Below are 24,037 nucleotides of genomic sequence, written 5' to 3' on the forward strand. Positions count from 1 at the left end.
TCACTATACTAACAAGTTTTGTGGATTTTCACCATAGCTCATAAACACTAATTACCAAACTATTCTTCCTTAGTTTTTAAAGCGTCAGAAATACTTATTTTTTTCAATACAAAAAATAAGATAGACAGTGAAATCAAAGATAAAGTACTTGTGAAAGCAACTGAATAAAAATAATATTTGAAATAATTATAATTATTATAGTTTTCAGGCATTGATAATGTAAGAAAAAGAATGATCGTTCCGCTTAAAAGAAAAGCTAATATTAAATAAATAGTCATTTCAATTATCAGGTCTTTCAAGACGGCTGTGACGCTTTTTCCAAAGGCTCGATTAATTGCAATTTCAGCTTTTCTTTGAATGATTCTAGAATACATTGTTGCAGCTAATGTTAAAACAGAGTAAAATGCAGTAACTGCAAATAACACAGTCCCAAGTATGGATAGGTAATTAGAAATTGACTCAAGTCTCTTATTATCTTCTGTTTCTGAATAATACAGACTTCCAGGAATTGATGAAACCATTTGTTTCGTCTTATTAATAATTCCCTTCTTTTTTTGTTTAGAAATTGAATGGTCAGTATATATTGTCAATTCTTTATAGCCATCAAAAACCCCAATTTTTTTAGCCACTTCTTCATAAATTAAAACTGTAATTCCCTCACGTTCTTGAGAAATCTGATTTTGTTTCATCAAGTAAGGAGACAAGATAATCCGTTCTACCTTCAAATCCCAATTTTCAAATTTTGGTTTTTTTTCATCAGAATATGCAATCCTGCCGATTTTCACTTCGTCTCCATTTATAATTTTATTATTCATTTCTTTTTGGTTTATTTCAGGAAAGAAAATAAAGGCTGATCTTGATTTTTTCACTTTCCTTACGGAACTTTCATCAAAACTATACATGCGTTGGAGATGTTTAAGTTCACTGTCATTCACTAATACAAAATTCACGTTAGGAATAGGTATAAGATTATTTGGTACTAAATTATCTATTGTGTGCTCAGATATTTCAACATTTATATTCTCCAGCTTATAGGTATTTATCCAAGATTTAATATTGGGTGAAAGTTGTTGTTTGGTTAGGAGCAAGGTGCTCCCTAGGGAGTTTGGAACTTTATCAATATAAACAACTCCTGGCAAGCGTTGAAGATCTTCTACACTTTTATAATCAAAAGAAACAGATTGATTGGTTTCGATAATATAGCCATTTACATGTTCCTCAGCAGTCAGTTGCTTAGATGAAAGTATAAAATCCGGTGTTGTTTCTTCGGATTTTTCAATTGTTTCATCGGCTATTAACTGGGTGAAGAAAAAAATCATGATCGAGAAAGACAGTATAACAATAAATAATATAGAAGATTTCCATCGAAACGTAAGTTGAATCACCAAAGACTTCAATTTAAAAGGAAACTTTTCTATAAATTGATAAACACGGTATCCTTTTGCTATAAGCGGATTCCCTTTTAAATTAGTATGAATTGTTTCTTTGCTTATTTTTTCCGTTACAATTAGTGCTGTTATACATAATGAAAAAAATAATAAGGTGAGCCAAATCGTGACGAACAGAGTAGATTCCAACAGAGGTGAAGAACTGTAGTTTTCAGTACGATATGTTTGATGATTTAATATCTTTTTCAAGTACACCCCAACAGGAAAAGATATTAAGAAACTCACTAAAACAATAATGGTACTCTGAAAAAAAACAAGAAGCCTTATATGATTTTTTTTTGCTCCGTGGGATCTCAGTATCGCAATTTTTTGCCGGTAATTCTGATAGAACACCTCAAATATTCGAAAACAGCAACACAACGAACCAAATATTAGAATGATTGAAAAAAATAAACATATATAGAAAATCCTATTATAGTTTTTATATCCTTCATTAAAAAGATTCTCATTTTCATATAATTGTTCAGGGCTAGATAAATGTTGCTCAAAATTTTCATTTATTTCTTGTTCGATCTTTTCTACATTTTCATTTTGAAGTGAAAAGATAAAACTTTTTTGTATATCAATGTGCTTATCTGCATTAAATTTTGTCGGACTTATAAAAACATTTGGATATGTATTCTTTCCTTTTTCTATATTTATTGGAGTAGACCAATTTGAGGAATAATTATTCACAATACCTACTATTTGATAAACTTCCTCAACAGCACCTATTTTTAATTTAACATCCGCTCCAATAACGTCATTTGTTTTAAAAGAGTCAGTTAAAAATGATTCAATGGCAATCTCATTTTTGTGTACAGGCATCCTCCCATGTAAAATATGTATATGCCCTAATTCTAAAGCACTTTTGTCAAACCATCCAATAGAAGCTCCGACTGAAGATTCATTAAAATCTTCAGTGTAACCAACTAAAAAAATTCCTCCTCCTTTTTTTACACTATGTATTCCTTTTAACTCTTTGAACTCCTTTTCACTAAGATTGTTAATTATAGCATGATGCTCACCATATTTTTCATAGGCCTTTTCTTTTGTGTATTTCAGAATTTCTTCTGTAGCGCTGTTCACCATAATAAGAAAGACCATTGAGATAGAGATTATTAAAACCATTAAATAAGATATTTTTCTTCTTTGGAACAACGACTTAAAAGCTAATTTAACCCAAAACATATTTCAACACCTTTATAAAGTTTTGACTCGTCCATCTTCAATTAAAAAAAGCTGATCTGGCCTCTCTATCAAGTTCTCTTCGTGTGTAACAATCACTAATGTTTTATCAAATTCTTTGCATAAAGAAACTAAAAGTTCAATAACTTTTTCCGCATTTTTTTGATCTAAATTACCAGTAGGCTCGTCCGCAAAAATGATTTCTGGATCATTTGCCATTGCTCTTGCAATAGCAACTCTTTGTTGCTGACCACCTGACAGTTGGAAAGGAAAAGATTTCAACTTGTGCCCAATCCCTAAAATGTTTGTCAGTTTCTTAATGTCCGAAATGTCTTTTTCCTTTTTATTAATCATTAGTGGTAGGATAATATTATCAAACACTGAAATTTCAGGTATTAAATGATAATTTTGAAAAATGAAACCGAAATTATTGCCTCTAATATTAGCTTGTTCAGGATCCTTTAATTTGTAAAAATTTTGCTGTTTAAACCACACATGGCCGTTGGTAGGTTCCTCCATGCCACCAAGAAGACTCAGCAAAGTTGTTTTACCTGATCCACTTTTCCCTAAGATTACATTAATTGAACCCTTGCTTATAGAAAGAGTAGTAGGGTGCAACGCATTAAATAATGAAGCACCCTCCCCATATGTTTTTGTTACTTGATTTGTCGATATTATAATTCTATTATCTTGTCTCATAATATTCTTATTGTTTAATCCTTCCTCCACCTTTTATATTAATTCCGTAATCTGAATATGTGTGCTTCGTAACATTAACTCTGTAAGTTCCTTTAGCCACTTTTCCTACATTTTTGCTATAACTTTTTCCGGTGGTTAATCTACCGGTACTGTAGCTAGTAAATACTCCTTTGCTAATTGTGACAGTATATTTATGAGTTTGTGACAGAGTTTCACCAGTTTCAGCCTTAATAGTTCTTGCACTAGCAGTTATAGTGGTAGATTTATTGCTTAGTTTATGTTTAGCTTCTCCAGTTACTGCTGATCGGATATTGAAAGAATATGGCTCATTATAAGCTAAACTCACCGTACTAAAGCCGAAAATAAAGACCAAAGCTACCACAGAGAAAGTACCAAATATTTTCTTTCTCTTTAATAATCTTTTCATAAATAATCCCCTCTTCCTTTTTATCTTCTTTTTGATTGTCCAATCAGAAACAGATCTGTCATATATTAGGTTAATATGAAAAATAATGTAAGTCAATGCATAAATTAGATTTCTATATCCATCATTTGTTTCAAAGAAATAACTAATATAAAACGGATATATGATGATAGATAGGCTAATTCCAAAGCTTTTAATTTATTACGACTTTTAACCGCAAGTGTGGAATTTCAAATCAACAGCATCGAAATGGACATAAAAGAAAGGACAGGATCTCTCCTGCCCTTCATTTTACCATATACCCAACAATTTCCACCATAGCCCTCCGACAACAAGCCATGTCACAATATGAACAATCGACAGGATAAAGCCGATTGACCACCATTTGCTTTGTGGAATATAGCCGGCCCCGAAAAAGACGGGTGCCGCTCCAGCTCCGTAGTGTGTCGTCGAAGCAAAAAGGTTGCTGAAAAACGCAAGGCTTAATGCTGCGAGGAGCGGCGGAGCGCCTGCAGCGATAATCACGGCGAGAAAGGCCGAATACATCGCGCTGATATGAGCGGTTGCACTCGCAAAAAAATAATGCGAATAATAGTAAACCGCAATTAAAATGAGAAATGCGCTGACCCAGGAGAATCCTGAAACATACGATTTCATCGCATCGCTGAACCAGCCGACCATGCCGAGTTCATTCAAAAAGCTCGCCAGCATGACGAGCGCGGCAAACCATGTCAGCGTATCCCATGCGCCTTGCTCTTTCTTAATATCGTCCCACGTCAGAACCTGTGTCAAAAGCAGGACGGCTAAACCGATCAATGCCGTTGTCGTTGCGTCAATTTTCAGGTTTCCGCCGAAAATCCATAAAAAAAGGACGAGCAAAAAGACCGCGACCATCGAGAGTTCCGATTTTTTGAACGGGCCCATTTCTTTCAGCTTCTCTGTTGCGATTTTCGCCGCATCAGGTGTTTCTTTCACCTCAGGCGGATACAGTTTATAAATGACAAGCGGGGTGATGATCAAGCTGACAAGTCCCGGGACGATGGCCGCCACAGCCCAGCTTGTCCAGGTCAGATTCACACCTGCCACATCATGGGCAAGTTTGGCAATCAGCGGGTTTGCCGCCATAGCCGTTAAGAACATCGCTGAAGTGATCAAGTTCCCCTGAAAGCCCACCTTCAGCAAGAAAGCGCCAATGCGCCGTTCCGTGCCGTCCTTGGGCGTTGACTGAAAAGTTTCGGATAACGAACGGATAATCGGAAAAATAATTCCCCCGGCCCGTGCGGTATTACTCGGGATCGCCGGCGACAAAATCAAATCGCTGACAAGAAGTGAATACGAGAGTCCGAGTGTTTTTTTGCCAAACATCCGCACAAATAAATAGGCGATTCGCGCACCTAAACCGGTTTTAATGAATCCCCGTGAAATAAAAAAGGCAATAACGATCAGCCAAATCGTCTTGTTTCCAAAACCGCTGAGCGTTTCTTCAATCGACAGCGTTCCGGTCAGCGCCGTGACCGCCAATGCGAATACGGCGATTGCCCCCATCGGTAGCGGTTTTGAAATAAAGCCGATAATCGTTGCCACAAAGATTGCAAATAAGTGCCATGCTTTCGGGTCCAATCCGGCGGGCGACGGAATAAACCAAATCACCGCTCCGACTAAAATCGTGACCGCAAGAGGAATGATGTTCAATGCCGATTTTTGTTCTGCATCTTTTTCTTTAGCCAAAACCTTTTCCTCCTATTCATATCGTTTTCGTTTATTATTCTACTCCTTTCCTGCTATCATTCAAATTTTATTTTATTAAAAAAACTGCCGACCTTGTCGGCAGTCTCAGATTTTTGACAAAATCCCTTCAGCGTGATTGAAAACCTTTGCAGTCTAGGAAGGCCGAGCATCGGAGCGGAGCGAATGTTGGAATTCGTGAGCACCGACGCGCAGGCCTGACAACGAATGCGAGGGTTTCTCGACACGCTGAAACTGCCGACCTTGTCGGCAGTCTCAATTTATACCCAAGATTTCACTTTTTCATGATCCGTGACAAAGAGGAGGACTTTTCCTTCATCAAGCTGCTTCTCGAATTGTTCTGCTTCCTGTTTTGAAAAGCCGATCTCATGAATTTTATTGCGGAGTTCGTCCCCTTTTTTGTTGAAGATATTGCCCACGGCATTTTTAAGGCCTGTCTCTTCGGCTCCGATCGTATTGGCATCCGCGTTGTCCGCAAGTCTTTCAGTACGGTCGTCATCATGTGACAGAACGTAAATATCTTCTCTTGCAACTCCGATTTCCCTGAGTTCCTCAACATCCTTCATCAGTTTTTCATCATTAGTATATTGTCTTACTACTGGTTTCATATGAATCTCCTCCCTTTTTTCATGTTGTATTTAACACTTACCCTTTGTTTACGCGGCTAAACGGATGAATGCTCTGTCATGACATTTTCATTTCAATGTTACAATTGTTATAAATTTTCAGACAAAACGTTTGAAAGGATTGCCAATTCAGGTACATTACAAATAGACAAGGCTTTGAGATGGGGTGATTGAAGCGTGTATTATTTTTCACCGGAACAGCAATATAACGCATGGATCATTAGCGATTTGGTCAAGCAGATTTTTTCAAGGGAAGGTCATCAAGAAGTTGATACTCATCGATTTGAATCTTTTGCCGCCAGACGATTCGGCATCAATATCGATTACGTCTTTTCAATCATCATGAACATCGGCGATCCGGAAGAAAGGAGAACGGCAAGCAGCACCGAAGACCTCCTCTCTTCATATCTCCTGTCATTGCTTCCTTTTATCACAAAAGACATGTTTCAATTTTCGAGAGAAAATGCCAATCAATATCTTTTAAATGAAAGAAATGCTGATGTTTTTCATCTTTTTCTGCCCGATGCTGTGCTGAAAAAAACCTTTCATGTAACCCGCTGATCTTTTGCTAAACCTCTTTTTTACGTGGTAAGTTATAAGTAAAAGGAGGAATCATTATGTCGCAAAAACAAATTGAACTCGCAAGACGTCCGCAGGGCATACCTGTTATGGACGATTTTCGCATAAAAGAAACGGAAATTCCGGAAGCAAAAAACGGTGAAGCGCTTGTAAAAACGCTTTATGTCTCAGTGGACCCTTATATGAGGGGAAGAATGCAGGACACGAAATCCTATGTCGAGCCATTTCCGCTTGATAAAGTAATCACCGGAGGCGTGATCGGCGAAGTGATATCTGCAAAAGGAGACAAGCTCAAAAAAGGGGACATTGTTTTGGGCCGCTTGGGCTGGCAGGAGTATTCAGCGGTTCGCGAAGACAATCTGCAGAAAATCGATCCGTCCCTCGCGCCTGTTACCGCTTTTCTTGGGATTCTCGGCATGACCGGTTTGACCGCTTATTTCGGACTTTTGGACATCGGACAGCCAAAAGCCGGTGAAACGGTTGTTGTCTCCGGTGCCGCCGGAGCAGTCGGCTCCGCCGTCGGACAAATTGCCAAAATCAAAGGGGCGAGAGTCGTCGGTATTGCAGGCTCTGACGAAAAAACGGCATACTTAAAAGAAAAGCTCGGTTTTGATGAAGCAATCAATTATAAAACAACGGAAAATATGGCCTCAGCGCTTGAACAAGCTTGTCCGGACGGTGTCGATGTTTACTTTGACAACGTCGGAGGCACGATTTCAGATGCTGTCTTCCCCCTGCTCAATAAGTTTGCACGAATTCCGGTTTGCGGGGCGATTTCTTCTTATAACGTCAAAAGCGCAGAAGATGATATGGGGCCGCGTGTACAAACAGCCTTAATTAAAACAAGCGCCCTGATGAAAGGATTTGTCGTCAACGATTACAGGGATCGCTTTCCTGAAGGAACCAAACAGCTCGCCGAATGGGTAAAAAGCGGGCAGCTTCAATATGAGGAAACGATAACAGAAGGTTTCGAGCGGATACCTGAGGCATTTTTAGGCTTGTTTGAAGGAAAAAACCTCGGCAAACAGCTGATCAAAGTCGCCGATTCCGACAATGCCTGAGCATTCATATAAAAAAGAGGCCTGCCGGCAGCAGGCCTCTTTCTTATCTTTCAATAATCCGTCCTCTTTCATACACGATCCGCTGAAGCGGGATTTCAAGCTTCTTCGCCAGCTTTTTCAGCCTTTCCTCTTCAATGCGGTTGACAAGGCTGATCACGGTTCCTTCATTCCCCGCTCTTCCCGTCCTTCCCGATCGGTGGATATAGCCTTCAATGTTTGGCAAATCGGCGTGGATGACATAAGGGAGATCTTCGATGTCGATTCCGCGCGCTGCGATATCGGTCGCGAGAAGCAGTGTGAATTCGCCTGCTTCAAATGCCTGCAATATTTTGGCGCGCTCGATTTTTTTCGCCTCGCTGTGAAGAACGCCGATGTCGACATGATGAAATTTGAGCTTTTCGGCATACACGTTTAAGTTGCCGATGTCTTTGACAAAGACGAGCGCCTGCATACCTGGAAGCCGCGAGAATTTTTGCAGGATCTTCACCTTATCCCGCTGGTCGCATACGAGAAATTGGTGTTTGATTTTTGCAGATTCTTCTTTCGACCTCTTGATCCTGAGAACTTCCGCTTCTGTCGTCATGCTGCGGATCTCGCGTTCGGCGTCGTCTTTTAAAGTCGCCGAAAAACAGAGGAGCTGCCTGTCGCGGAGCGTCGATTTGATGATGCTTTGTATCGTCCCGCGATGCTCCGGCGTAAGCAGATGATCGGTTTCGTCAAGGACGATCGTCTTCACTTCATGCATTTTCAGTTTTTTCATTTTAATCAGCTCAAATACGCGTCCAGGTGTGCCCGCAATGATGTGCGGGTGTTTTTTCAGCTTTTCCTGCTGCTTTTTAACATTGGCGCCGCCGATCAGGGAAGCGGCTCTGATATCCGAGCCTTTTTTCCATTCGACGATCACATCAAAAATCTGCATGACAAGCTCGCGGGACGGAGCCAAAATCACAGCTTGCACGTTCTTTTGATCCGCCTCCAGCTTTTCCAGAATCGGCAGGACGTAAGCGAGCGTTTTGCCCGTTCCAGTCGGCGACTCGGCGATCACGTCACGCCCGTCCAAAATCAGATCGACTGCATTTTTTTGGACACTCGTCGGCTCTTGAAAGCCCGATGCCTTCCAGTTTTCTTGAATAAACGGTTTTGCTTTATTTAAAAATGGCCATCTTTCTGTCATGTTTTTCTCCTTTTATCAGGTTGATTCTGCTCCTAGTATCTCAAAACAAAAGCGGCTGCGCAATTTTTCTTTTATTGTTCCCTCTGAGTTCGATATAATCTTATAGAATACAGATTATATTTTTTGAGGTGCAAAACATGAGTTTACTTACAGTCACAAAGCTGAGCCACGGTTTTGGCGACCGGGCGATCTTTCATGATATATCCTTTCGCTTGCTGAAAGGCGAACATGTCGGTCTCATCGGAGCAAACGGCGAGGGAAAATCGACCTTCATGAATATCATTACAGGCAAACTTGAGCCTGACGAAGGAAAAGTGGAATGGTCCAAAAAGGTCCGGGTCGGCTATCTGGACCAGCATACATCACTTGAGCGCGGACAAACAATCCGCGACGTGCTGAGAAACGCTTTCCATTATTTATTTGCGATGGAAGAAGAAATGAATGCCATCTACACAAAAATGGGCGAGGCTGACCCCGATGAGCTTGAAAAGCTTCTCGAAGAAGTCGGAACGATCCAGGACGCCCTGACCAACAACGACTTTTACGCGATTGACGCAAAAGTCGAAGAAATCGCCCGCGGCCTCGGGCTTAACGATCTCGGCCTTGACAGGGATGTCGCGGATTTGAGCGGCGGCCAGCGGACAAAGGTGCTGCTTGCTAAACTGCTCTTGGAAAAGCCCGACATCCTGCTGCTCGATGAGCCGACAAACTACCTGGACGAACAGCATATCGAATGGCTGAAACGCTATTTGCAGGAGTACGAGAACGCCTTTATTTTGATTTCTCACGACATTCCGTTTTTAAACAGCGTCATTAATTTGATCTACCATGTGGAAAACCAGGAGCTGACCCGCTATGTCGGCGACTACAACCAATTCCGCGAAGTATACGAAGTGAAAAAACAGCAGCTTGAAGCAGCCTACAAGAAACAGCAGCAGGAGATTTCGGAGCTGAAAGATTTCGTCGCCCGCAACAAAGCGCGCGTCAGCACAAGAAATATGGCGATGTCCCGGCAAAAAAAGCTCGATAAAATGGATATGATCGAGCTCCCTTCGGAAAAACCGAAGCCTGAATTTCATTTTAAACAAGCAAGAACATCCGGAAAGCTGATTTTTGAAACGAAAGAGCTCGTCATCGGCTATGATGAGCCGCTGTCCCGTCCGCTGAACTTGAGAATGGAGCGGGGCCAAAAGATCGCTCTGTACGGAGCCAACGGCATCGGAAAAACGACATTGCTGAAAAGCCTTCTGGGTGAAATTTCACCACTGTCGGGAGAAGTCGAACGCGGCGAACACCTTCATATCGGCTATTTCGAGCAGGAAGTCAAAGAGACCAACAACAACACATGCATAGAAGAAGTGTGGAACGACTTTCCGTCCTTTACACAGTACGAAATCCGCGCGGCTCTGGCGAAGTGCGGACTGACGACAAAGCATATCGAAAGCAGGGTATCCGTATTAAGCGGCGGAGAAAAAGCAAAAGTCAGACTATGCAAGCTTATCAATTCGGAAACGAACCTGCTTGTACTCGATGAACCGACAAACCACCTTGATGTTGAAGCAAAAGAAGAATTAAAAAGAGCTTTGAAAGAATACAAAGGCTCCGTCCTGCTCATCTCTCACGAACCTGAATTCTATATGGACATCGCGACAGAAACATGGAATTGCGAGTCATGGACAACGAAAGTTTTATAAACAAAAAAAGCTTGTTTCCTTTTAGGGAAACAAGCTTTCAGATTGTTGACAAAATCCCAAAACGGCTTTTTGTTTTGGGATTTTGTCATCCTTTCTGCGTGATTGAAAACCTTTGCAGTCTAGGAAGGCCGAGCATCGGAGCGGACTTTCACAGGAGGTGATGACGGCGACGTTCAGGCAGGACGCCTGGGCGGTTAGTCGCCGATCCTTCCTCTATTCGTGAGCACCGACGCGCAGGCCTGACAACGAATGCGAGGGTTTCTCGACACGCTGATTTCATTAATGACCGGCTTTGATGCCTGCCAAATAACGGCGGCCTCCAGTCAAAACGGCCATGCCGGCAAGCACGGCGATGCATCCTGCAAAATAGGGAGTATGCGCAGTAAAATGATCGGCTAACACACCGGCGATCCAAGGCGCAATGGCCCCGCCGATGAACCGGATGGAGCTGTAGGCAGATGAAGCGACAGACCGTTCGACAGGCGCAGCTTCCATCACCGCTGTTGTCAAAATCGTATTGATCATGCCCAGAATCCCTCCGGCTATGATGATCGCCCCGATGACGAGCGCCATGTGCTCCGTCCAAATCCCGATCGCGAGCAAATCAGCTGCAAACAGCATAAACAGAAAGATCAGCGAGCGGACGGTTCCAAAGATCCGCTGTACGGCCGGAGCGATGAAAACGGAAGTGATCGCAAGAAACAGCCCCCAGCCGAAAAAGACGTAGCCGAGGCCCCGTTCATTTAAGTCAAGAACAAACGGCGAATATGCAAGCAGGGTGAAGAAACCGAAGTTATATAAGAATGCGGCGCCTGAAAGCGTCAATAGCCCTTTATAACGAAGCGCTTTGATCGGCGCGCTGACGGAAATTTTCTTCCGCGGCTTTTGGACAGGCGGCAAAAGAAAAAAGATGGCCAAAAGAGCGGCCGCCATTAAAACCGATACGCCGAAAAACGGCGCTCTCCACGATATTGTGCCAAGCTCTCCACCGGCAAGCGGTCCAACCGAAATGCCCAATCCCAAAGCCGCCTCATACAAAATAATGGCTTTTGCGCTTCCGCCAGATGCCACGCTGACAATGACGGCAAGCGCAGTTGAGATAAACATGGCGTTTCCGAGTCCCCAGCCGCCGCGAAAGCCGACGAGCTGAGAAATGGAATGCGAAAGCCCGCCCAAGCCTGCAAAAACGATGATCAGGATCAAGCCGCTGATTAACGTCAGCTTTGCCCCAATCCGGCTCGATACGGCGCCTGATAAAAGCATGGCGAAACCTGTGACTAGCAGATAGCTTGTAAATAAAAGCGAAACTTGGCTGGGGGAAGCATGCAGCTGCCGCGCAATCGCCGGCAGAATCGGATCGACAAGCCCGATCCCCATAAACGAGATCACGCAAGCAAAGGCCACGGCCCAGACCGCTTTTGGCTGTTTAAACATACTTGAGTTCTCAGGTGGTTGTTCATTCATGATCTATCAAACCTTTCTTTGCAAATAAAGAAACGCTATAAAAATAGCGTTTTTCTTGTTTAATCAATTGATTCAAGCGCATTCTCGGCTTTTGCCTGCATAGCCTCCAAGCGCTTCTTGAATGATTGAAATTTTTCAATCTTTTCATCAATCATTCTCATCTGTTCATTCAGCATCCTCTGAATGTCTTCGAGCTTTTCTTTTCGTTCCCGTTTGTCCAGCGATAAAAGGTATCCTTCTTTATTCATCTCCAAGTGCTTGCCCGTTTCCATGAACTGCTGGAGCTCCTGCAGCGAGAATCCCAGCACTTCCTTCGCGCTGATCACTCTTTCAAGCTCTTCAAGATCGTCTTCAGAGTAAAGACGGACACCGCCTTCCGTCCGCTTCGGTGAAGAAAGCAGACCGATTTCTTCGTAAAAGCGGATCGTTCTTTTCGTCAGGCCGCTTCGCTTGGCCATTTGATCAATCTTCATCCACTCCACGTCCATATCCCCCCGAGATTTTTCTTCTTTTCTATTATACTACTATTATACTTTTACGTAAACGTTAAGTTTTTTTCGATACAAAAAAAAGAACTGACTTGACATCATCCTGCTGCTGTAACGTATCATAGAATGGACAACTAAACAGGAGGACAAATAATCAGAGTGAACACTCATCAAAATCGATTTTCAGTTCAAAGTAAAGTTTCGGCATTGATTGAAAGCCGGCTGTTTCAGTCATTCATAACGACGGTCATTGTGTTGAATGCCATCTCGATCGGTTTGGAAACTTACGCTTTCTTTAAACCTTATCAAAAAGTATTTTTTATTGTGGATTGTTTGTTTTTAACGATATTTGTCATCGAACTATCTCTTAAACTATTCGTTCAAAAACAGCACTTTTTTAAAAACAACTGGAACGTTTTTGACTTCGTAATCGTCGCCGGCAGTTTGATTCTTTACAATACGAATTTCGTCAGCGTTCTCCGTATCTTCCGGGTGCTGCGGGTGCTGCGGACGATCACTTCCGTTCCCTCATTAAGACGGATCGTCAATGCGCTGTTTATGGCGATTCCGACTATCAGCAGCGTCATTATTCTGATGAGCATCATTTTTTATGTGTACGCCGTCATCGGTACGATGTTCTTTTCTGCTATCGCGCCGGAATACTTCGGCAACCTGCAGCTCAGCCTTCTGACACTGTTCCAAACCTTTACGCTCGAATCGTGGGCAAGCGGCATATTCAGGCCGATTTTTGCCGAGAGCGGCTGGTCATGGCTCTATTTCGTTTCATTTATCATCATTGCGACTTTCATTATGATCAACTTGATCGTCGGGGAAATCGTGAATAATGCACAAAAAATTTCTCAGGAAATAGAAGATGAGACAGGCGAGCTGAAAGAGGATACAAAAGAAATCAAAGAACTGCGCGCGGAGGTTAAAGAATTAAAAACGCTTCTGGAAACCTATATCACGCAAAATGAAAAGAAAGATTAAAAAGGGCCGGCACCTGTAAGCCAGCCCTTTTTTGTCTTTAATTGAGAATGACAGGCAGCTCGGCCAGCGATCTAAAGCCGATTAACCTGCGAAATGGAATGTCTGTTGAAGCAAGCTTCAACTTAGGCAGCCGCTCCAACAATGCGGGAATGGCAATTTGCGCTTCGAGCCGCGCCAATGCCGAGCCTAAACATATGTGTGCACCGGCTCCAAAGGCAAGGTGCGGATTCGGTTTTCTCGTGATGTCAAATACATGCGGATTTTGAAATATCTTCGGATCGCGGTTGGCGGCGCCTAAAAGGATGTATATGCGCTCTCCTTTTTTGATGATCTTCCCGTTGATTTCACAGTCCTCTGACGCGGTGCGCGCTGTCAGCTGTGTCGGACTTTCATAGCGCAGGCATTCTTCAACGGCTGACTCAATCAGCAGCGGATTTTCTTTCAGCGCGCTGAGCTGGCCGGGATGGTTCATGAGCAAAAACAATCCGTTCGTCAAAAGGTTGACCGTCGTCTCGTGCCCGGCAATCACAAGCAGAATGCACGTCGCAAGCACTTCATCTTCGGCGAGCTGCTCATGACCGGCGAATGTGCTGATCAGGTCTTGAGAAGGATGAGCTTTTCGCTTTTCAATCAAATCTTTAAAATACGCCGTCAGCTTGGCAACGGTATCCCCGCCTTTTGCCAGCACCTTTCGTGTGCGGGTCAAATCGATCGTTCGAATGAGATCCGCCGTCCATTGCCTGAATTGATATCTCTCCTCTGCGGGGACGCCGAGCATGTCGGCAATGATAAGGCTTGCCAAAGGAAAGGCGAATTCGGATACCATGTCCGCCGTCTTCTTGTTTTCAAGCTGATCGAGCAATTCATGGACGATTTCTTCTATAACAGGACGGAAAGATGCCGTCTTCTGCGGCATGAATTCTTTGCCGACAATCGTCCGCATCCGCTTATGGCCGGACTCATTTTGAAACAGCATCATATTCCGCTGCAATTCGTGAAGTTGTTCATATTTTGTAGAGGCTTCAGGGAGAGGAACGCGGTTTTTAAATACCGCGTCCCTCAAAATCGCCGCCGCTTCTTCATATCCGGTGACATACAATCCCGGATGCTTTAAAACGGTTCCTTTATATACAGGATGAACGGACCGCAGTTTATCGTAAAACAGATATGGATCTCTCCAAAAATCCGAATCCGATTTCAGACGCGGCCCTGCCTCGTGCAGTTCTGTCGTCATGCTATATCTCCCCCGTGTTACCGCTGTAAACTGGCTTTCATTTCTTCCACCGATTCGACTTCAAATCCTAAATCATGGAGCATCTTATGGTCCTCTGTTTCATTCTGCCCTGCCGTTGTTAAATAGTCTCCGACGAAGATCGAATTGGCGGCATACAGCCCCAGCGGCTGCAAGGAGCGGAGGTTGACTTCGCGCCCCCCTGAAATACGGATTTCCTTTGTCGGGTTGATAAAGCGGAACAAAGCCAAAACCTTTAAACAATAAAGCGGATTTAATTCATTGACCCCTTCCAGCGGAGTTCCGTCGATCGCATGCAAAAAATTAACCGGAATTGAGTCTGCATCAAGCGCCTTTAAGCTATTCGCCATATCGACGACATCCTGCTTCGTCTCTTTCATCCCGACAATGACGCCCGAGCATGGGGACATTCCGGATTTTTTGGCTGTTTCCACAGTGTTTACTCTGTCATCATACGTGTGGGACGTTGTAATGTTTGAATGATTGCTTTTTGATGTATTGATGTTGTGATTGTACCGGTCCACTCCGGCTTCCTTCAGCCGCTCGGCCTGTTCGGGCTTTAGCAGTCCGAGGCATGCACAGACTTTTAAGCCGTACGTTTCTTTAATTTCTTTAACGGCGCCGACCACTTGATCGACATCTCTGTTGGACGGGCCTCTGCCGCTCGCCACGATGCAATACGTTCCGATATTTAAATCGTGCGCACGCTTTGCACCTTCAAGCAGGGTCGTTTTGTCGACCATCCTGTAGCTGTCGATCGGCGCTTTTGATATCGAAGACTGCGAGCAGTAGCCGCAGTTTTCCGGACAAAGTCCGGATTTTGCATTCATAATCATATTGAGCTTTACTTTTTTTCCAAAGTAGCGTTTTCTGATTTGAAATGCAGCATGCATAAGCAGGAGAACGTCGTCATCCGAGCATTCCAAGATGGAAAGCGCCTCTTTTTCAGTTACTTCTCCGCCATCCAGCACCCGTTCTGCAAGTTCCATCCACTGATTCATGTTTCTGCCCCCATTTGCATTTGATTCATAATCAAGGAAACATCGACATGCTCCTTGATCATGTGGTGAATTTGTGTTGGTGAAACGTCTTCAAGCTTCGGCGTAACGCCGAGGAGCGGCACACCGCAAAATCTTTCAATCATGTCCGGATTCGTCTGTTCGTCAAGTCCGGGCCGGCTGCTGATGCCGTTGATCACGATGCCGATCACGCGTATCCCCATTTGTTTCGCGTATTGGACGGTTAAATACGTATGGTTGATCGTTCCAAGATTGGGACGCGCCACAATGACAGCCGGCAAATCGAGCGCTTTGATCAAGTCGCTGACGAAATAATCCTCTCCGAGCGGCACCGCAATCCCGCCTGCCCCTTCAACAATGAAGCAATCGTGCCGATCCTTAATCTTTTTCCAATGGTTCACGGCATCTTCCAGCCCGACGGTCCTCCCTTCGAGCTTCCCTGCTGTGTAAGGTGCAAGCGGCTCTTTAAACACGAAAGGTGTGATCTCCTCATCAGCGAGAGATGTTTCAGAGCTGTTCTTCAAAAGTGCTGTATCACTCTGCGGATCGCTGCTAAGCTCTCCGCTCAAAAACGGCTTGAACACGCCGACATCAACATGCTGCTCTTTCAACAAAGCGGCAAGGCCGCAAGCGATAAACGTCTTCCCTACTCCTGTATCAGTTCCCGTTACAAAAAAACCCTTCATTTCACCAAGTTCAACTCTCTTCCCACTAATTTAAACCCCTCTAATAGAGCTTCAATATCTCTTAACTTGCGATCTGCGGTGACGGTCAGCCTGATCCGGCTCTCTCCTTCCGCAACAGTCGGCGGGCGGATGGCCGGGGCCTCAATCCCTTTCTCCTTGAGGCCGTTTGCAAATCGAATGGCTTTTTGAGGGTCTCCGATCATAACGGGTATGATCGGCGTATCTTCTCTCTTGACCGTAAACCCGATATCCTCGAGACCCCGTTTGATCGTGGTCACCGATGATTGCAAAAGCCGGCGTTTATTCCGGCTGTCTTTAATGATGTCTAAAGCTCTGCATGCCGCCGCACAGCTTGCGGGCGGGACAGCCGTTTGAAAGATAAACGTTCTCGCATGATTCAGCAAAAAATCGATCAATGCTTTAGAGCCCGCGACGAAGCCGCCTTCCGCGCCTACAGCTTTACTTAACGTACCGATCACAACATCTGGGGAGACGCCGAAATACTCGCCCGTTCCCCTGCCGGCATCTCCCAAAACCCCTGTTGCGTGAGCATCATCAACGATGACAAAGGCCCGGTACCGCTTGGCAAGGAGCATGATTTCGTCAAGCGGCGCAATTGTGCCGTCCATGCTGAACACGCCGTCTGTCACAATAAAACGGCGAGCCCGGCTCTGTGCGGTGCGGAGTTTTTCTTCAAGATCATTCATATCCGTGTGGCGGTAAACAACCGTATCAGCTTTTGAAAGGCGGCAGCCGTCGATGATGCTCGCATGGTTCAATTGATCGCTTAATATGACGTCTCCTTTTTCAGGCAAAGACGAAAGCACGCCGATATTGGCCAAATATCCGCTTGAAAACAAGAGAGCGGCTTCTGTCTGCTTAAAACCGGCGATTTTCCGCTCAAGTTTTTCATGCCATTCGGTATTGCCGGACGTCAGCCTTGACCCTGTGCTTCCGGCTCCAAAGCGGCGGAAGGCCGTTTCTGCGGCATGAATCAGCCGTTTGTCGTTCGCCAGGCTCAAATAATCGTTTGACGCCCAATTCGTACGTTTCGCTTCCGCGTCAGCTTGAGGCGGTTTAAGCGAGCGGTAAAGCCCGGCTGCCTTCGTCCTGGCGAGCCGACTGCTGAGCCATTCGTCAATGTGCACGGCCTGTAACCTCTTGAATCGCTTCTTTCATAATGGACACCATAGCGCTCAGGTCATCGGCGGTGCTGGCGAGCGGAGGAAGAAATGCGATAACATCCCCGAGCGGCCTCGTCAGCATGCCAAGCTCCCTCATTTTCAAAGACACCCGGTATCCGATTCGCTCTTCAGGCGGATAAGGCTGCCTCGTTTCTTTCGACTGAACGAGTTCGATCCCGCTCATTAAACCGAGCTGGCGGATGTCGCCGACATGAGGGAGCACTGCAAGATCATGAAAAAGCGATTCCACTATTTTCGACTTTTCCGCAACTTGAGCGACGATTTTTTCCGATTCGAACAGGCGCAAATTTTCCAGAGCAACGGCGCAGCCAAGCTGGTTCCCCGTGTACGAATGGCCGTGGAAAAACGTTTTCAGTTTGTCATAGTCATCATAAAATGCCTGATAAATTTCCTCTGTCGCAAAAGTGACGGCGATCGGCAAATAGCCTCCGGTAATGGCCTTTCCAGCCGCCATCAAGTCAGGCTGAACACGTTCATGCTCACAGGCAAACATTTTCCCGGTTCGGCCGAATCCTGTCGCCACTTCATCGACAATCATTAAAACGTCATATTTCGTACAAAGCTCCCGGACGCCTGCCAAATATCCTTCAGGCATCACGATCATCCCCGATGCCCCTTGGACCATCGATTCGACCGACAGCGCGGCGATCTCACCGTGCCGCTCGCTCAGGAGCCGTTCGAGTTCTGCGAGGCATTCATCGCGGCACTCGTCCGGGTTGCCGCTTTTCGAGCGGTATACGTAAGGAACATTTACCTTAAAGCTTTCAAACATAAGCGGCCCGTATACATGGTGGAAGAGCTCGATCGCACCGACGCTGACAGCGCCGATCGTATCGCCGTGATAGCCGTTTTTCATCGAAATGAATTTTTGTTTCTCCGGCTTGCCGATGTTTTTCCAATATTGAAAGGCCATTTTCAGCGCGATTTCCATTGCTGCAGCGCCGCTGTCCGAATAAAAAACACGCGTCAGCTTTTCCGGTGTGATCTTGATTAACACCTCGGCAAGCTCTGTCGCCGGAACATTTGTCATCCCCAGCAATGTCGAATGAGCGATTTTGCCGAGCTGTTTATTGATGGCTTCATCCAGTTCCTTCTTGCGATGGCCGTGGACATTGAGCCATACTGAAGAAAATCCGTCATAGTACTCCCTGCTGTCGATATCTTTCAGTTTGATGCCCTCCCCGCTTTCGATGATCAGCGGGTTTTCGTCATAGTCTTTCATTTGGGTAAAAGGCAGCCAAAGATATTTTTTGCTTTTTTCAACGAATGATTGATTCATGTTTTACCTCCCGACCGAATGAATACAGGCTGTTTTTCCAAGCCGTCTATACAGCTCTTGATATCTGTTAATCCATCAACAAAAAAAATCCGGCAGCCGCTCTCGTCTCCATGCTCTTTCATCCTTGTTATCCGCTGATAACCCAGCTTTTTAGCTGCAACATAGCCCGTTATGTAATCAGGGTCATCTGACCAGCATAATTCGGCGACGACAGCCGGATGCTCACATACCTTAGAAGCGATGGCAAGCGCCTCTTTCAACCGCGGATTCGGCGGCATTCCGCACAAAGCCGCCCACATTTGAAAATCGGCTTCCGGCCAATCGAGCCGTGAGACGCGCACTCCTTTTTGTTTTCTTCCGTCAATCCTCCGGCCTGAATGAATGTCAAACAAAACGGCGCCCCTTACGTCCGAGTATTCGGCAATGCCTTGAAACGCTTTGTCTACCGCGTTTTTCGGTACGCCGGCGCGGCTGATCAGCTCACGGGCAAGCGCTTGTCCTTCTTCCGCTGATTTTGTTTCATTCGTTTCAATGCGCAGAGGCTGGACAAACTTTATCGGTTCGTTTACAAGATCGAAGCGAATTTGCATAAAGTCCGGCTTGCCCCGCGAATGAGACAATGCTTTTTCCAATAAATCGCTGACGGCATCCTTTACACCGATGAAAGGCGCAAGCCGCTCTCCTCCGGATATGTGTTTTCCCCCCTCTTCATGGGGACCGTTCTCGGAGGCTCTCATTCTCACACTGTAATACGCTTCTCCCTTCATGCTTTCATCCCCCCTCTAAACACCGCACTCATATGTTAACCTATAAATAATTTAAGTTAACATTACAATAAAATATTAGTATTCCTTTCCTGATATGTCAACATGGTGTACAAAACACCGGTTTGTTTGAAATAAAAAAAGACAAAAGAGATATCTCTTTTGTCTTAATGTGGAAATTCATTTATCTAGCTCTTTCAATCTGCCAATCGAACGGGTCAGATAAAAGCGACCAGTCGTCCGCCATCTCCGAATCTGTCAAAAGGCATCGATCCGCTTCGGCGGTAATTTCTGACGGGGACAGATCCAATCCGATAAAGACGAGCTTTGTGTGGCGGTCTCCGAATTCTTCATTCCATTCTTTTAATAGCTCTGGATTCTGTCTGAGGATTTGCTCCTGTTCCGCCTTGGACAGCGCGGCCACCCAATAAGAGATCGGTTCCAGCGACACGGATGGCCCTGCCTGCGACATCAAAAGGGCAAGGCTGTTGCGCGTCGCACACCAGGCGATTCCTTTCGCCCTGACGACGTTTTCCGGCAGCGAATGAATCCAGTTATAAAACCGCTCGGTATGAAAAGGACGGCGCGCTTCGTATACAAACGAAGATATTCCGTATTCTTCAGTCTCAGGCGTATGCTGGTGGTGTCCTTCGTTTAATTCCCTGATCCAGCCTGCTGAGCCGCTTGCTTCGTCAAAATTGAAAAGACCGGTGTTTAAGATGACCTTCGGATCGACCTCTCCTTTGACCGCTCTGATGATGTTTGCTTTAGGCTGCAACGTTTTCAGCACTTTCTCAAGCTTTTCCAGATCTTCCTCGGAGACAAGGTCGCATTTATTCAAAATCAGCACATCGCAAAACTCGATTTGATCGATGAGCAGATCGGCGATATCACGTTCATCCTCTTCACCGACAGCCTCTTTCCGGTCCAGCAGGCTGTCCCCCGACTGAAAATCGTGCCAAAAACGATTGGCGTCGACCACCGTGACCATTGTGTCCAAACGGCAGAACCGCGTCAAATCAATACCCAATTCTTCGTCGATGTAAGAGAACGTCTGAGCGACCGGGATCGGTTCGCTGATACCGGTCGATTCGATCACGATATAATCGATATTTCCTTGCTTCGCCAGTTTTTCGACTTCAACCAGCAAGTCCTCTCTGAGTGTGCAGCAAATGCAGCCGTTTGACATTTCGACCAGCTTTTCATCCGTCCTCGACAGGCCACCGCCTTGCTTGACAAGCCCGGCATCAATGTTGACTTCGCTCATGTCATTAACGATAACGGCGACTTTCAGCCCTTGGCGGTTTTGCAATATGTGATTCAGCAGCGTCGTTTTACCCGCCCCCAGGTATCCGCTTAACACTGTTACAGGAATCTTTTTACTCATTTTTTCATTCTCCTTCCTCTTATCAAATCGTAATTATTACGATTTATATTTTATTTCACCACAATTTATTTAAAAATGCAAAGTGTCAGCTTCCAGATGATCATGATGATCAAAACTGACACGACTGAAGTGGCCATCTGTTTTCCCATAATGGCTGCCGCCGTTTTCATCCCCAGTTCCTTGGCAATTGTCCAAACCGTCACCATGCATGGAGTAAAGGTTGATGCCAAGTAAATGAGCAGAAAGAGCGTTGCCCCCGGCAGCACATCAAGAAGCGCTCCATTCCCTTCATTGAACAAGAGAATACCGTCTTTCCTGATCAGAGAAAAAACAAGGCCCGGCGCCGCATCTTCCGGAGCACCGAACAGGCTTAAAACAGGCGAGACAAGCAATGTCACAAGACGGATGACACCGAGTTCATTCAATACTGTCGCCGCCAGGCAAATGATGAGAAAGATCGGCATCGCCTGAAAGATAAATTGCTGGAGCACTTCTTTTACTCGAAAGACGATCCCTTTCCAGGACGGCATCTGTAAAAACGTTTGCCGGCGCTCGAAGTAAGCGGCCCATTTCTGATCAATGCGATACCATATCCGGTTATGAGCGGCTGCTGCGGCAACAAGAACAGCGAGGTAAGGGATAAACAGCCACTCCCTTCCCGCAGCATGAAAAATCGACAGCGTCGCGCCGATTTGGTAGCTGCACGCTGATCCGAAAGAAATAAATGATACACAACGCTTTCTCGTACACATGCTGCACGACCGCGTCTGCTGAACGGCAACGACATTGCAGCCAAATCCGGTCAAAAGCGGAACTAAATCGCGGCCGTTCAGACCGATCTTCCGCATCAGCGGGTCCAGTGAATCGACGATCCGGTCCTTTAAACCCGAATCATCTGCTGCCGCATTTGCTATAGACATAAACAAAACGACAGGAAACGCCCAAACAAACGAGTAAATGCCAAGGGATAACAGGCCATAATTCCCCGCCAATGCCGCGCTCAGCCATGACGGCAAGCCTCCGACCGCATTTTGGAGAGGTTCAACCGCCCATTCGTCCGCGTATTGCTGCATCCACTCTGATGTATGATAAGCCAATATGATCGGCACCATAAATAACAAACATAAAAGTGCAGTACTCACAACAGGCCCAACTACGGGACGATGAAACACAAACTGCTGAACAGCCACACTTTCAAGTTCAATCTGTTTCATCCGTTTCCGTTTCAGCGGATGAAATTCAGCCTCTTTTCTTAAAAAAGCGATGATATGCTCTTTTTTATCGTCTGTCACAGTTCTCGTATCAACCAGCAGGACCGGGAGACTGTGCTTGGCCACTTGCTCAGAAAGCGTCCGGCGCATGGCGTCCGTCATTTTATCCTGAAACGTAACGATAAAGCAGACGCGCCTGGCATCCGGCGGAATCAGGTCCAAGACCGCGTTCAGCTCTTCTGAAAAATGGGTGCCGCGCAAGACGGCAACCACCTCATCGGCCTTTTCGATCTCTTTTTTCAGCGCTCTTTTCGACACGCTGTCATCCTCCCGAATGCCCGGTGTATCAATGGCTTGCCAGCCCGGAAGGCTTTTGATCTCCCGTTCAGCCGCAAATATCGTCGATCCTTTCACATTGGCTGCTTCGCCTGCTCTCTGATCTGTGATCGCGGAAAAAAGCGTTGTTTTCCCGACCGATTCGAGTCCGATAAAGAGCATGCGCTGCCGCCGCGTTGGCTCTTTCAGCATTCACACTGCACCTCACAACAGCTCAAATCCGTGAGAAACATTTGATTTTCCCTGTATTCTGTCAGCACCTTTTCATCAATCGAAAACTTTCGTTTTTCCAACAAATGCTCGACGATGACGGCGAATCGCTGCCTGAATTTATAAATGAAACAAAAGACGGCGTTTTGGTGCTGAACGCTCGGCCCGATTAAATAAAGACCGTCCGTCACGGTCGACATATCTTTATTCGTTAAAAGCGGTTTGCCGTTCTCTCCCCATTCAAACAAATGCTCGATTTGTTTTGCCCCGGAATGAAAGCCTGTCGCGATAATCGGCCGTGTTTCCGAGCGTATTTTCCTCCCGTCTGACAAATATAAATCATAGGCTGGTCCATTTTTCGCCAGTTTTTCTACCAGGGCTTTTTCCAAAAACTGAACCTTCCCTTTTTCATATGCATCTTCAAGACGCTCCCATGTATAAGGTGAAAGCGACCGGCTTGGATCGGCTTCAGCGTTTTCGCGGAGCGAATTCGGCATCACAACCGTCACATCGCTGCCATAGGACGCCAGTTGAACCGCCGCATCCATTGCGCTTTCATAGCCGCCTACCACGTAATAATGGGCTTTTTCAAATTGGCTCCATCTGGCGACCTTGCTGTTGTGGATGCCAATCTCTGCACCATGAAACGAATATTTCGGGAATTGGAATTCACCGGCTCCCCAAATAACGTCTTTGGCCATCATCATGCCTTTATTAGTTTCAACTGAAAAACCGCCGTCGTCTTTATAAACATTGCGAACCGATGTGCCTTCTTGAATTGGAAGCTGAAAATGATCGGCCAAAAGCGCCAAATAATCTCCATACTCCTGCCCGCTCAAGTGCTCGCGGTGAAAAGTAAAGGCAGGGGATGTTCCCGGAGCAACAGCATTTAAATCCAAAGCCCCGAATCCCTGCCCGGTAAAGGACGGTGTTATCAGTTTCATTTCTTCAGGCCAGCTTCGAAATGAAGCTCCTGCACGGTCTTTTTCCAAAATCGTAAACGATTGAAAACCGAGTTTTTTCAGAACGATTCCCATTCCAATACCTGCGGGTCCCGCTCCAACAATGACGATTTCGCTATGCTGCAAAACAACCACTCCCTAAACGAAATCATTTCGATTTAATTTA

21 protein-coding genes are annotated in these 24,037 nt (G+C 45.3%); 4 read left to right on the plus strand and 17 right to left on the minus strand.

The window, feature by feature from the left end; genetic code table 11:
- Positions 1 to 59: 59 nt before the first annotated feature.
- From M1E06_RS17600 to M1E06_RS17620, 5 genes are all read right to left on the minus strand, one after another.
- A complete protein-coding gene (locus tag M1E06_RS17600; RefSeq protein ID WP_020450528.1) occupies positions 60 to 2,618 on the minus strand; it encodes an ABC transporter permease in 2,559 nt (852 codons plus the stop codon).
- A 12-nt stretch (positions 2,619 to 2,630) separates the two neighbouring features.
- A complete protein-coding gene (locus M1E06_RS17605; protein WP_223254876.1) occupies positions 2,631 to 3,344 on the minus strand; it encodes an ABC transporter ATP-binding protein in 714 nt (237 codons plus the stop codon).
- On the minus strand, positions 3,322 to 3,741 hold the full coding sequence (locus tag M1E06_RS17610) for a hypothetical protein (RefSeq protein ID WP_026578901.1): 420 nt from the start codon (positions 3,739 to 3,741) through the stop codon (positions 3,322 to 3,324). Before M1E06_RS17610 ends, M1E06_RS17605 begins: the two co-directional genes overlap by 23 nt.
- A gap of 288 nt (positions 3,742 to 4,029) precedes the next feature.
- Positions 4,030 to 5,466 (minus strand): anion permease, encoded by a 1,437-nt coding sequence (locus M1E06_RS17615; protein WP_039073282.1) that lies wholly within the window; start codon positions 5,464 to 5,466, stop codon positions 4,030 to 4,032.
- Between the two features lie 278 nt (positions 5,467 to 5,744).
- The gene (locus M1E06_RS17620) at positions 5,745 to 6,092 is read right to left on the minus strand and encodes a general stress protein (protein WP_026578903.1); all 348 of its coding nucleotides are present in this window, start codon (positions 6,090 to 6,092) and stop codon (positions 5,745 to 5,747) included.
- Between the two features lie 195 nt (positions 6,093 to 6,287).
- Here M1E06_RS17620 and M1E06_RS17625 point away from each other — a divergent pair, with 195 nt between their 5' ends.
- Positions 6,288 to 6,671, plus strand: a complete 384-nt coding sequence (locus M1E06_RS17625) for a DUF3212 family protein (protein ID WP_035336969.1) — start codon at positions 6,288 to 6,290, stop codon at positions 6,669 to 6,671.
- 50 nt (positions 6,672 to 6,721) lie between these two features.
- On the plus strand, positions 6,722 to 7,750 hold the full coding sequence (locus tag M1E06_RS17630) for an NADP-dependent oxidoreductase (RefSeq protein ID WP_105979179.1): 1,029 nt from the start codon (positions 6,722 to 6,724) through the stop codon (positions 7,748 to 7,750).
- Positions 7,751 to 7,793: 43 nt separating this feature from the next.
- Here M1E06_RS17630 and M1E06_RS17635 read toward each other — a convergent pair whose 3' ends face one another.
- Positions 7,794 to 8,924, minus strand: coding sequence for a DEAD/DEAH box helicase (locus tag M1E06_RS17635; RefSeq protein ID WP_035336973.1), 1,131 nt, complete (start codon positions 8,922 to 8,924; stop codon positions 7,794 to 7,796).
- Positions 8,925 to 9,061: 137 nt separating this feature from the next.
- Between M1E06_RS17635 and M1E06_RS17640 the strand changes: the two genes are divergently transcribed.
- Positions 9,062 to 10,618, plus strand: coding sequence for an ABC-F family ATP-binding cassette domain-containing protein (locus tag M1E06_RS17640; RefSeq protein WP_020450520.1), 1,557 nt, complete (start codon positions 9,062 to 9,064; stop codon positions 10,616 to 10,618).
- Between the two features lie 279 nt (positions 10,619 to 10,897).
- Here the strand turns inward: M1E06_RS17640 and M1E06_RS17645 are convergent, their stop codons facing one another.
- Entirely contained in the window at positions 10,898 to 12,082 is a 1,185-nt protein-coding gene (locus M1E06_RS17645; protein ID WP_020450519.1) for an MFS transporter, read from the minus strand.
- A gap of 59 nt (positions 12,083 to 12,141) precedes the next feature.
- The gene (locus M1E06_RS17650) at positions 12,142 to 12,564 is read right to left on the minus strand and encodes a MerR family transcriptional regulator (protein WP_035336978.1); all 423 of its coding nucleotides are present in this window, start codon (positions 12,562 to 12,564) and stop codon (positions 12,142 to 12,144) included.
- 165 nt (positions 12,565 to 12,729) lie between these two features.
- On the opposite strand from M1E06_RS17650, the gene M1E06_RS17655 reads away from it, so the two are divergent.
- Entirely contained in the window at positions 12,730 to 13,560 is an 831-nt protein-coding gene (locus tag M1E06_RS17655; protein ID WP_035336980.1) for an ion transporter, read from the plus strand.
- A 37-nt stretch (positions 13,561 to 13,597) separates the two neighbouring features.
- On the opposite strand, the gene M1E06_RS17660 is transcribed toward M1E06_RS17655, so the two are convergent.
- The 9 genes from M1E06_RS17660 to M1E06_RS17700 all read right to left on the minus strand — a co-directional run bounded on the left by M1E06_RS17660 (position 13,598) and on the right by M1E06_RS17700 (position 23,997).
- The gene (locus M1E06_RS17660; RefSeq protein ID WP_035336982.1) at positions 13,598 to 14,794 is read right to left on the minus strand and encodes a cytochrome P450; all 1,197 of its coding nucleotides are present in this window, start codon (positions 14,792 to 14,794) and stop codon (positions 13,598 to 13,600) included.
- A gap of 17 nt (positions 14,795 to 14,811) precedes the next feature.
- Complete coding sequence (gene bioB, locus M1E06_RS17665) at positions 14,812 to 15,813, minus strand: biotin synthase BioB (RefSeq protein WP_020450515.1); 1,002 nt, start codon at positions 15,811 to 15,813, stop codon at positions 14,812 to 14,814.
- Complete coding sequence (bioD, locus tag M1E06_RS17670; RefSeq protein WP_020450514.1) at positions 15,810 to 16,517, minus strand: dethiobiotin synthase; 708 nt, start codon at positions 16,515 to 16,517, stop codon at positions 15,810 to 15,812. The genes bioB and bioD overlap by 4 nt, the downstream gene beginning before the upstream one ends.
- Entirely contained in the window at positions 16,514 to 17,665 is a 1,152-nt protein-coding gene (gene bioF / locus M1E06_RS17675) for an 8-amino-7-oxononanoate synthase (protein ID WP_035336985.1), read from the minus strand. Before bioF ends, bioD begins: the two co-directional genes overlap by 4 nt.
- Positions 17,655 to 19,001 (minus strand): adenosylmethionine--8-amino-7-oxononanoate transaminase, encoded by a 1,347-nt coding sequence (gene bioA / locus M1E06_RS17680; protein WP_035336987.1) that lies wholly within the window; start codon positions 18,999 to 19,001, stop codon positions 17,655 to 17,657. Before bioA ends, bioF begins: the two co-directional genes overlap by 11 nt.
- Complete coding sequence (gene bioW / locus M1E06_RS17685; protein WP_020450511.1) at positions 18,998 to 19,768, minus strand: 6-carboxyhexanoate--CoA ligase; 771 nt, start codon at positions 19,766 to 19,768, stop codon at positions 18,998 to 19,000. Before bioW ends, bioA begins: the two co-directional genes overlap by 4 nt.
- A gap of 181 nt (positions 19,769 to 19,949) precedes the next feature.
- Complete coding sequence (locus M1E06_RS17690; RefSeq protein WP_035336989.1) at positions 19,950 to 21,152, minus strand: GTP-binding protein; 1,203 nt, start codon at positions 21,150 to 21,152, stop codon at positions 19,950 to 19,952.
- Positions 21,153 to 21,217: 65 nt separating this feature from the next.
- Positions 21,218 to 22,891, minus strand: coding sequence for a nucleoside recognition domain-containing protein (locus M1E06_RS17695; RefSeq protein WP_035336991.1), 1,674 nt, complete (start codon positions 22,889 to 22,891; stop codon positions 21,218 to 21,220).
- Positions 22,885 to 23,997, minus strand: a complete 1,113-nt coding sequence (locus M1E06_RS17700; protein WP_035336993.1) for an NAD(P)/FAD-dependent oxidoreductase — start codon at positions 23,995 to 23,997, stop codon at positions 22,885 to 22,887. The genes M1E06_RS17695 and M1E06_RS17700 overlap by 7 nt, the downstream gene beginning before the upstream one ends.
- Positions 23,998 to 24,037: the final 40 nt, after the last annotated feature.

The organism is Bacillus sp. AK124, from assembly GCF_053903085.1.

Coding starts and splice junctions, on each gene's coding strand:
- bioW (WP_020450511.1), bottom strand. CDS start 19,768: ATGAAGGGAGAAGCGTATTACAGTGTGAGAATGAGAGCCTCCGAGAAC.
- M1E06_RS17600 (WP_020450528.1), bottom strand. CDS start 2,618: ATGTTTTGGGTTAAATTAGCTTTTAAGTCGTTGTTCCAAAGAAGAAAA.
- bioA (WP_035336987.1), bottom strand. CDS start 19,001: ATGAATCAATCATTCGTTGAAAAAAGCAAAAAATATCTTTGGCTGCCT.
- M1E06_RS17660 (WP_035336982.1), bottom strand. CDS start 14,794: ATGACGACAGAACTGCACGAGGCAGGGCCGCGTCTGAAATCGGATTCG.
- bioB (WP_020450515.1), bottom strand. CDS start 15,813: ATGAATCAGTGGATGGAACTTGCAGAACGGGTGCTGGATGGCGGAGAA.
- bioD (WP_020450514.1), bottom strand. CDS start 16,517: ATGAAGGGTTTTTTTGTAACGGGAACTGATACAGGAGTAGGGAAGACG.
- M1E06_RS17645 (WP_020450519.1), bottom strand. CDS start 12,082: ATGAATGAACAACCACCTGAGAACTCAAGTATGTTTAAACAGCCAAAA.
- M1E06_RS17620 (WP_026578903.1), bottom strand. CDS start 6,092: ATGAAACCAGTAGTAAGACAATATACTAATGATGAAAAACTGATGAAG.
- M1E06_RS17610 (WP_026578901.1), bottom strand. CDS start 3,741: ATGAAAAGATTATTAAAGAGAAAGAAAATATTTGGTACTTTCTCTGTG.
- M1E06_RS17640 (WP_020450520.1), top strand. CDS start 9,062: ATGAGTTTACTTACAGTCACAAAGCTGAGCCACGGTTTTGGCGACCGG.
- M1E06_RS17635 (WP_035336973.1), bottom strand. CDS start 8,924: ATGACAGAAAGATGGCCATTTTTAAATAAAGCAAAACCGTTTATTCAA.
- M1E06_RS17695 (WP_035336991.1), bottom strand. CDS start 22,891: ATGCTGAAAGAGCCAACGCGGCGGCAGCGCATGCTCTTTATCGGACTC.
- M1E06_RS17690 (WP_035336989.1), bottom strand. CDS start 21,152: ATGAGTAAAAAGATTCCTGTAACAGTGTTAAGCGGATACCTGGGGGCG.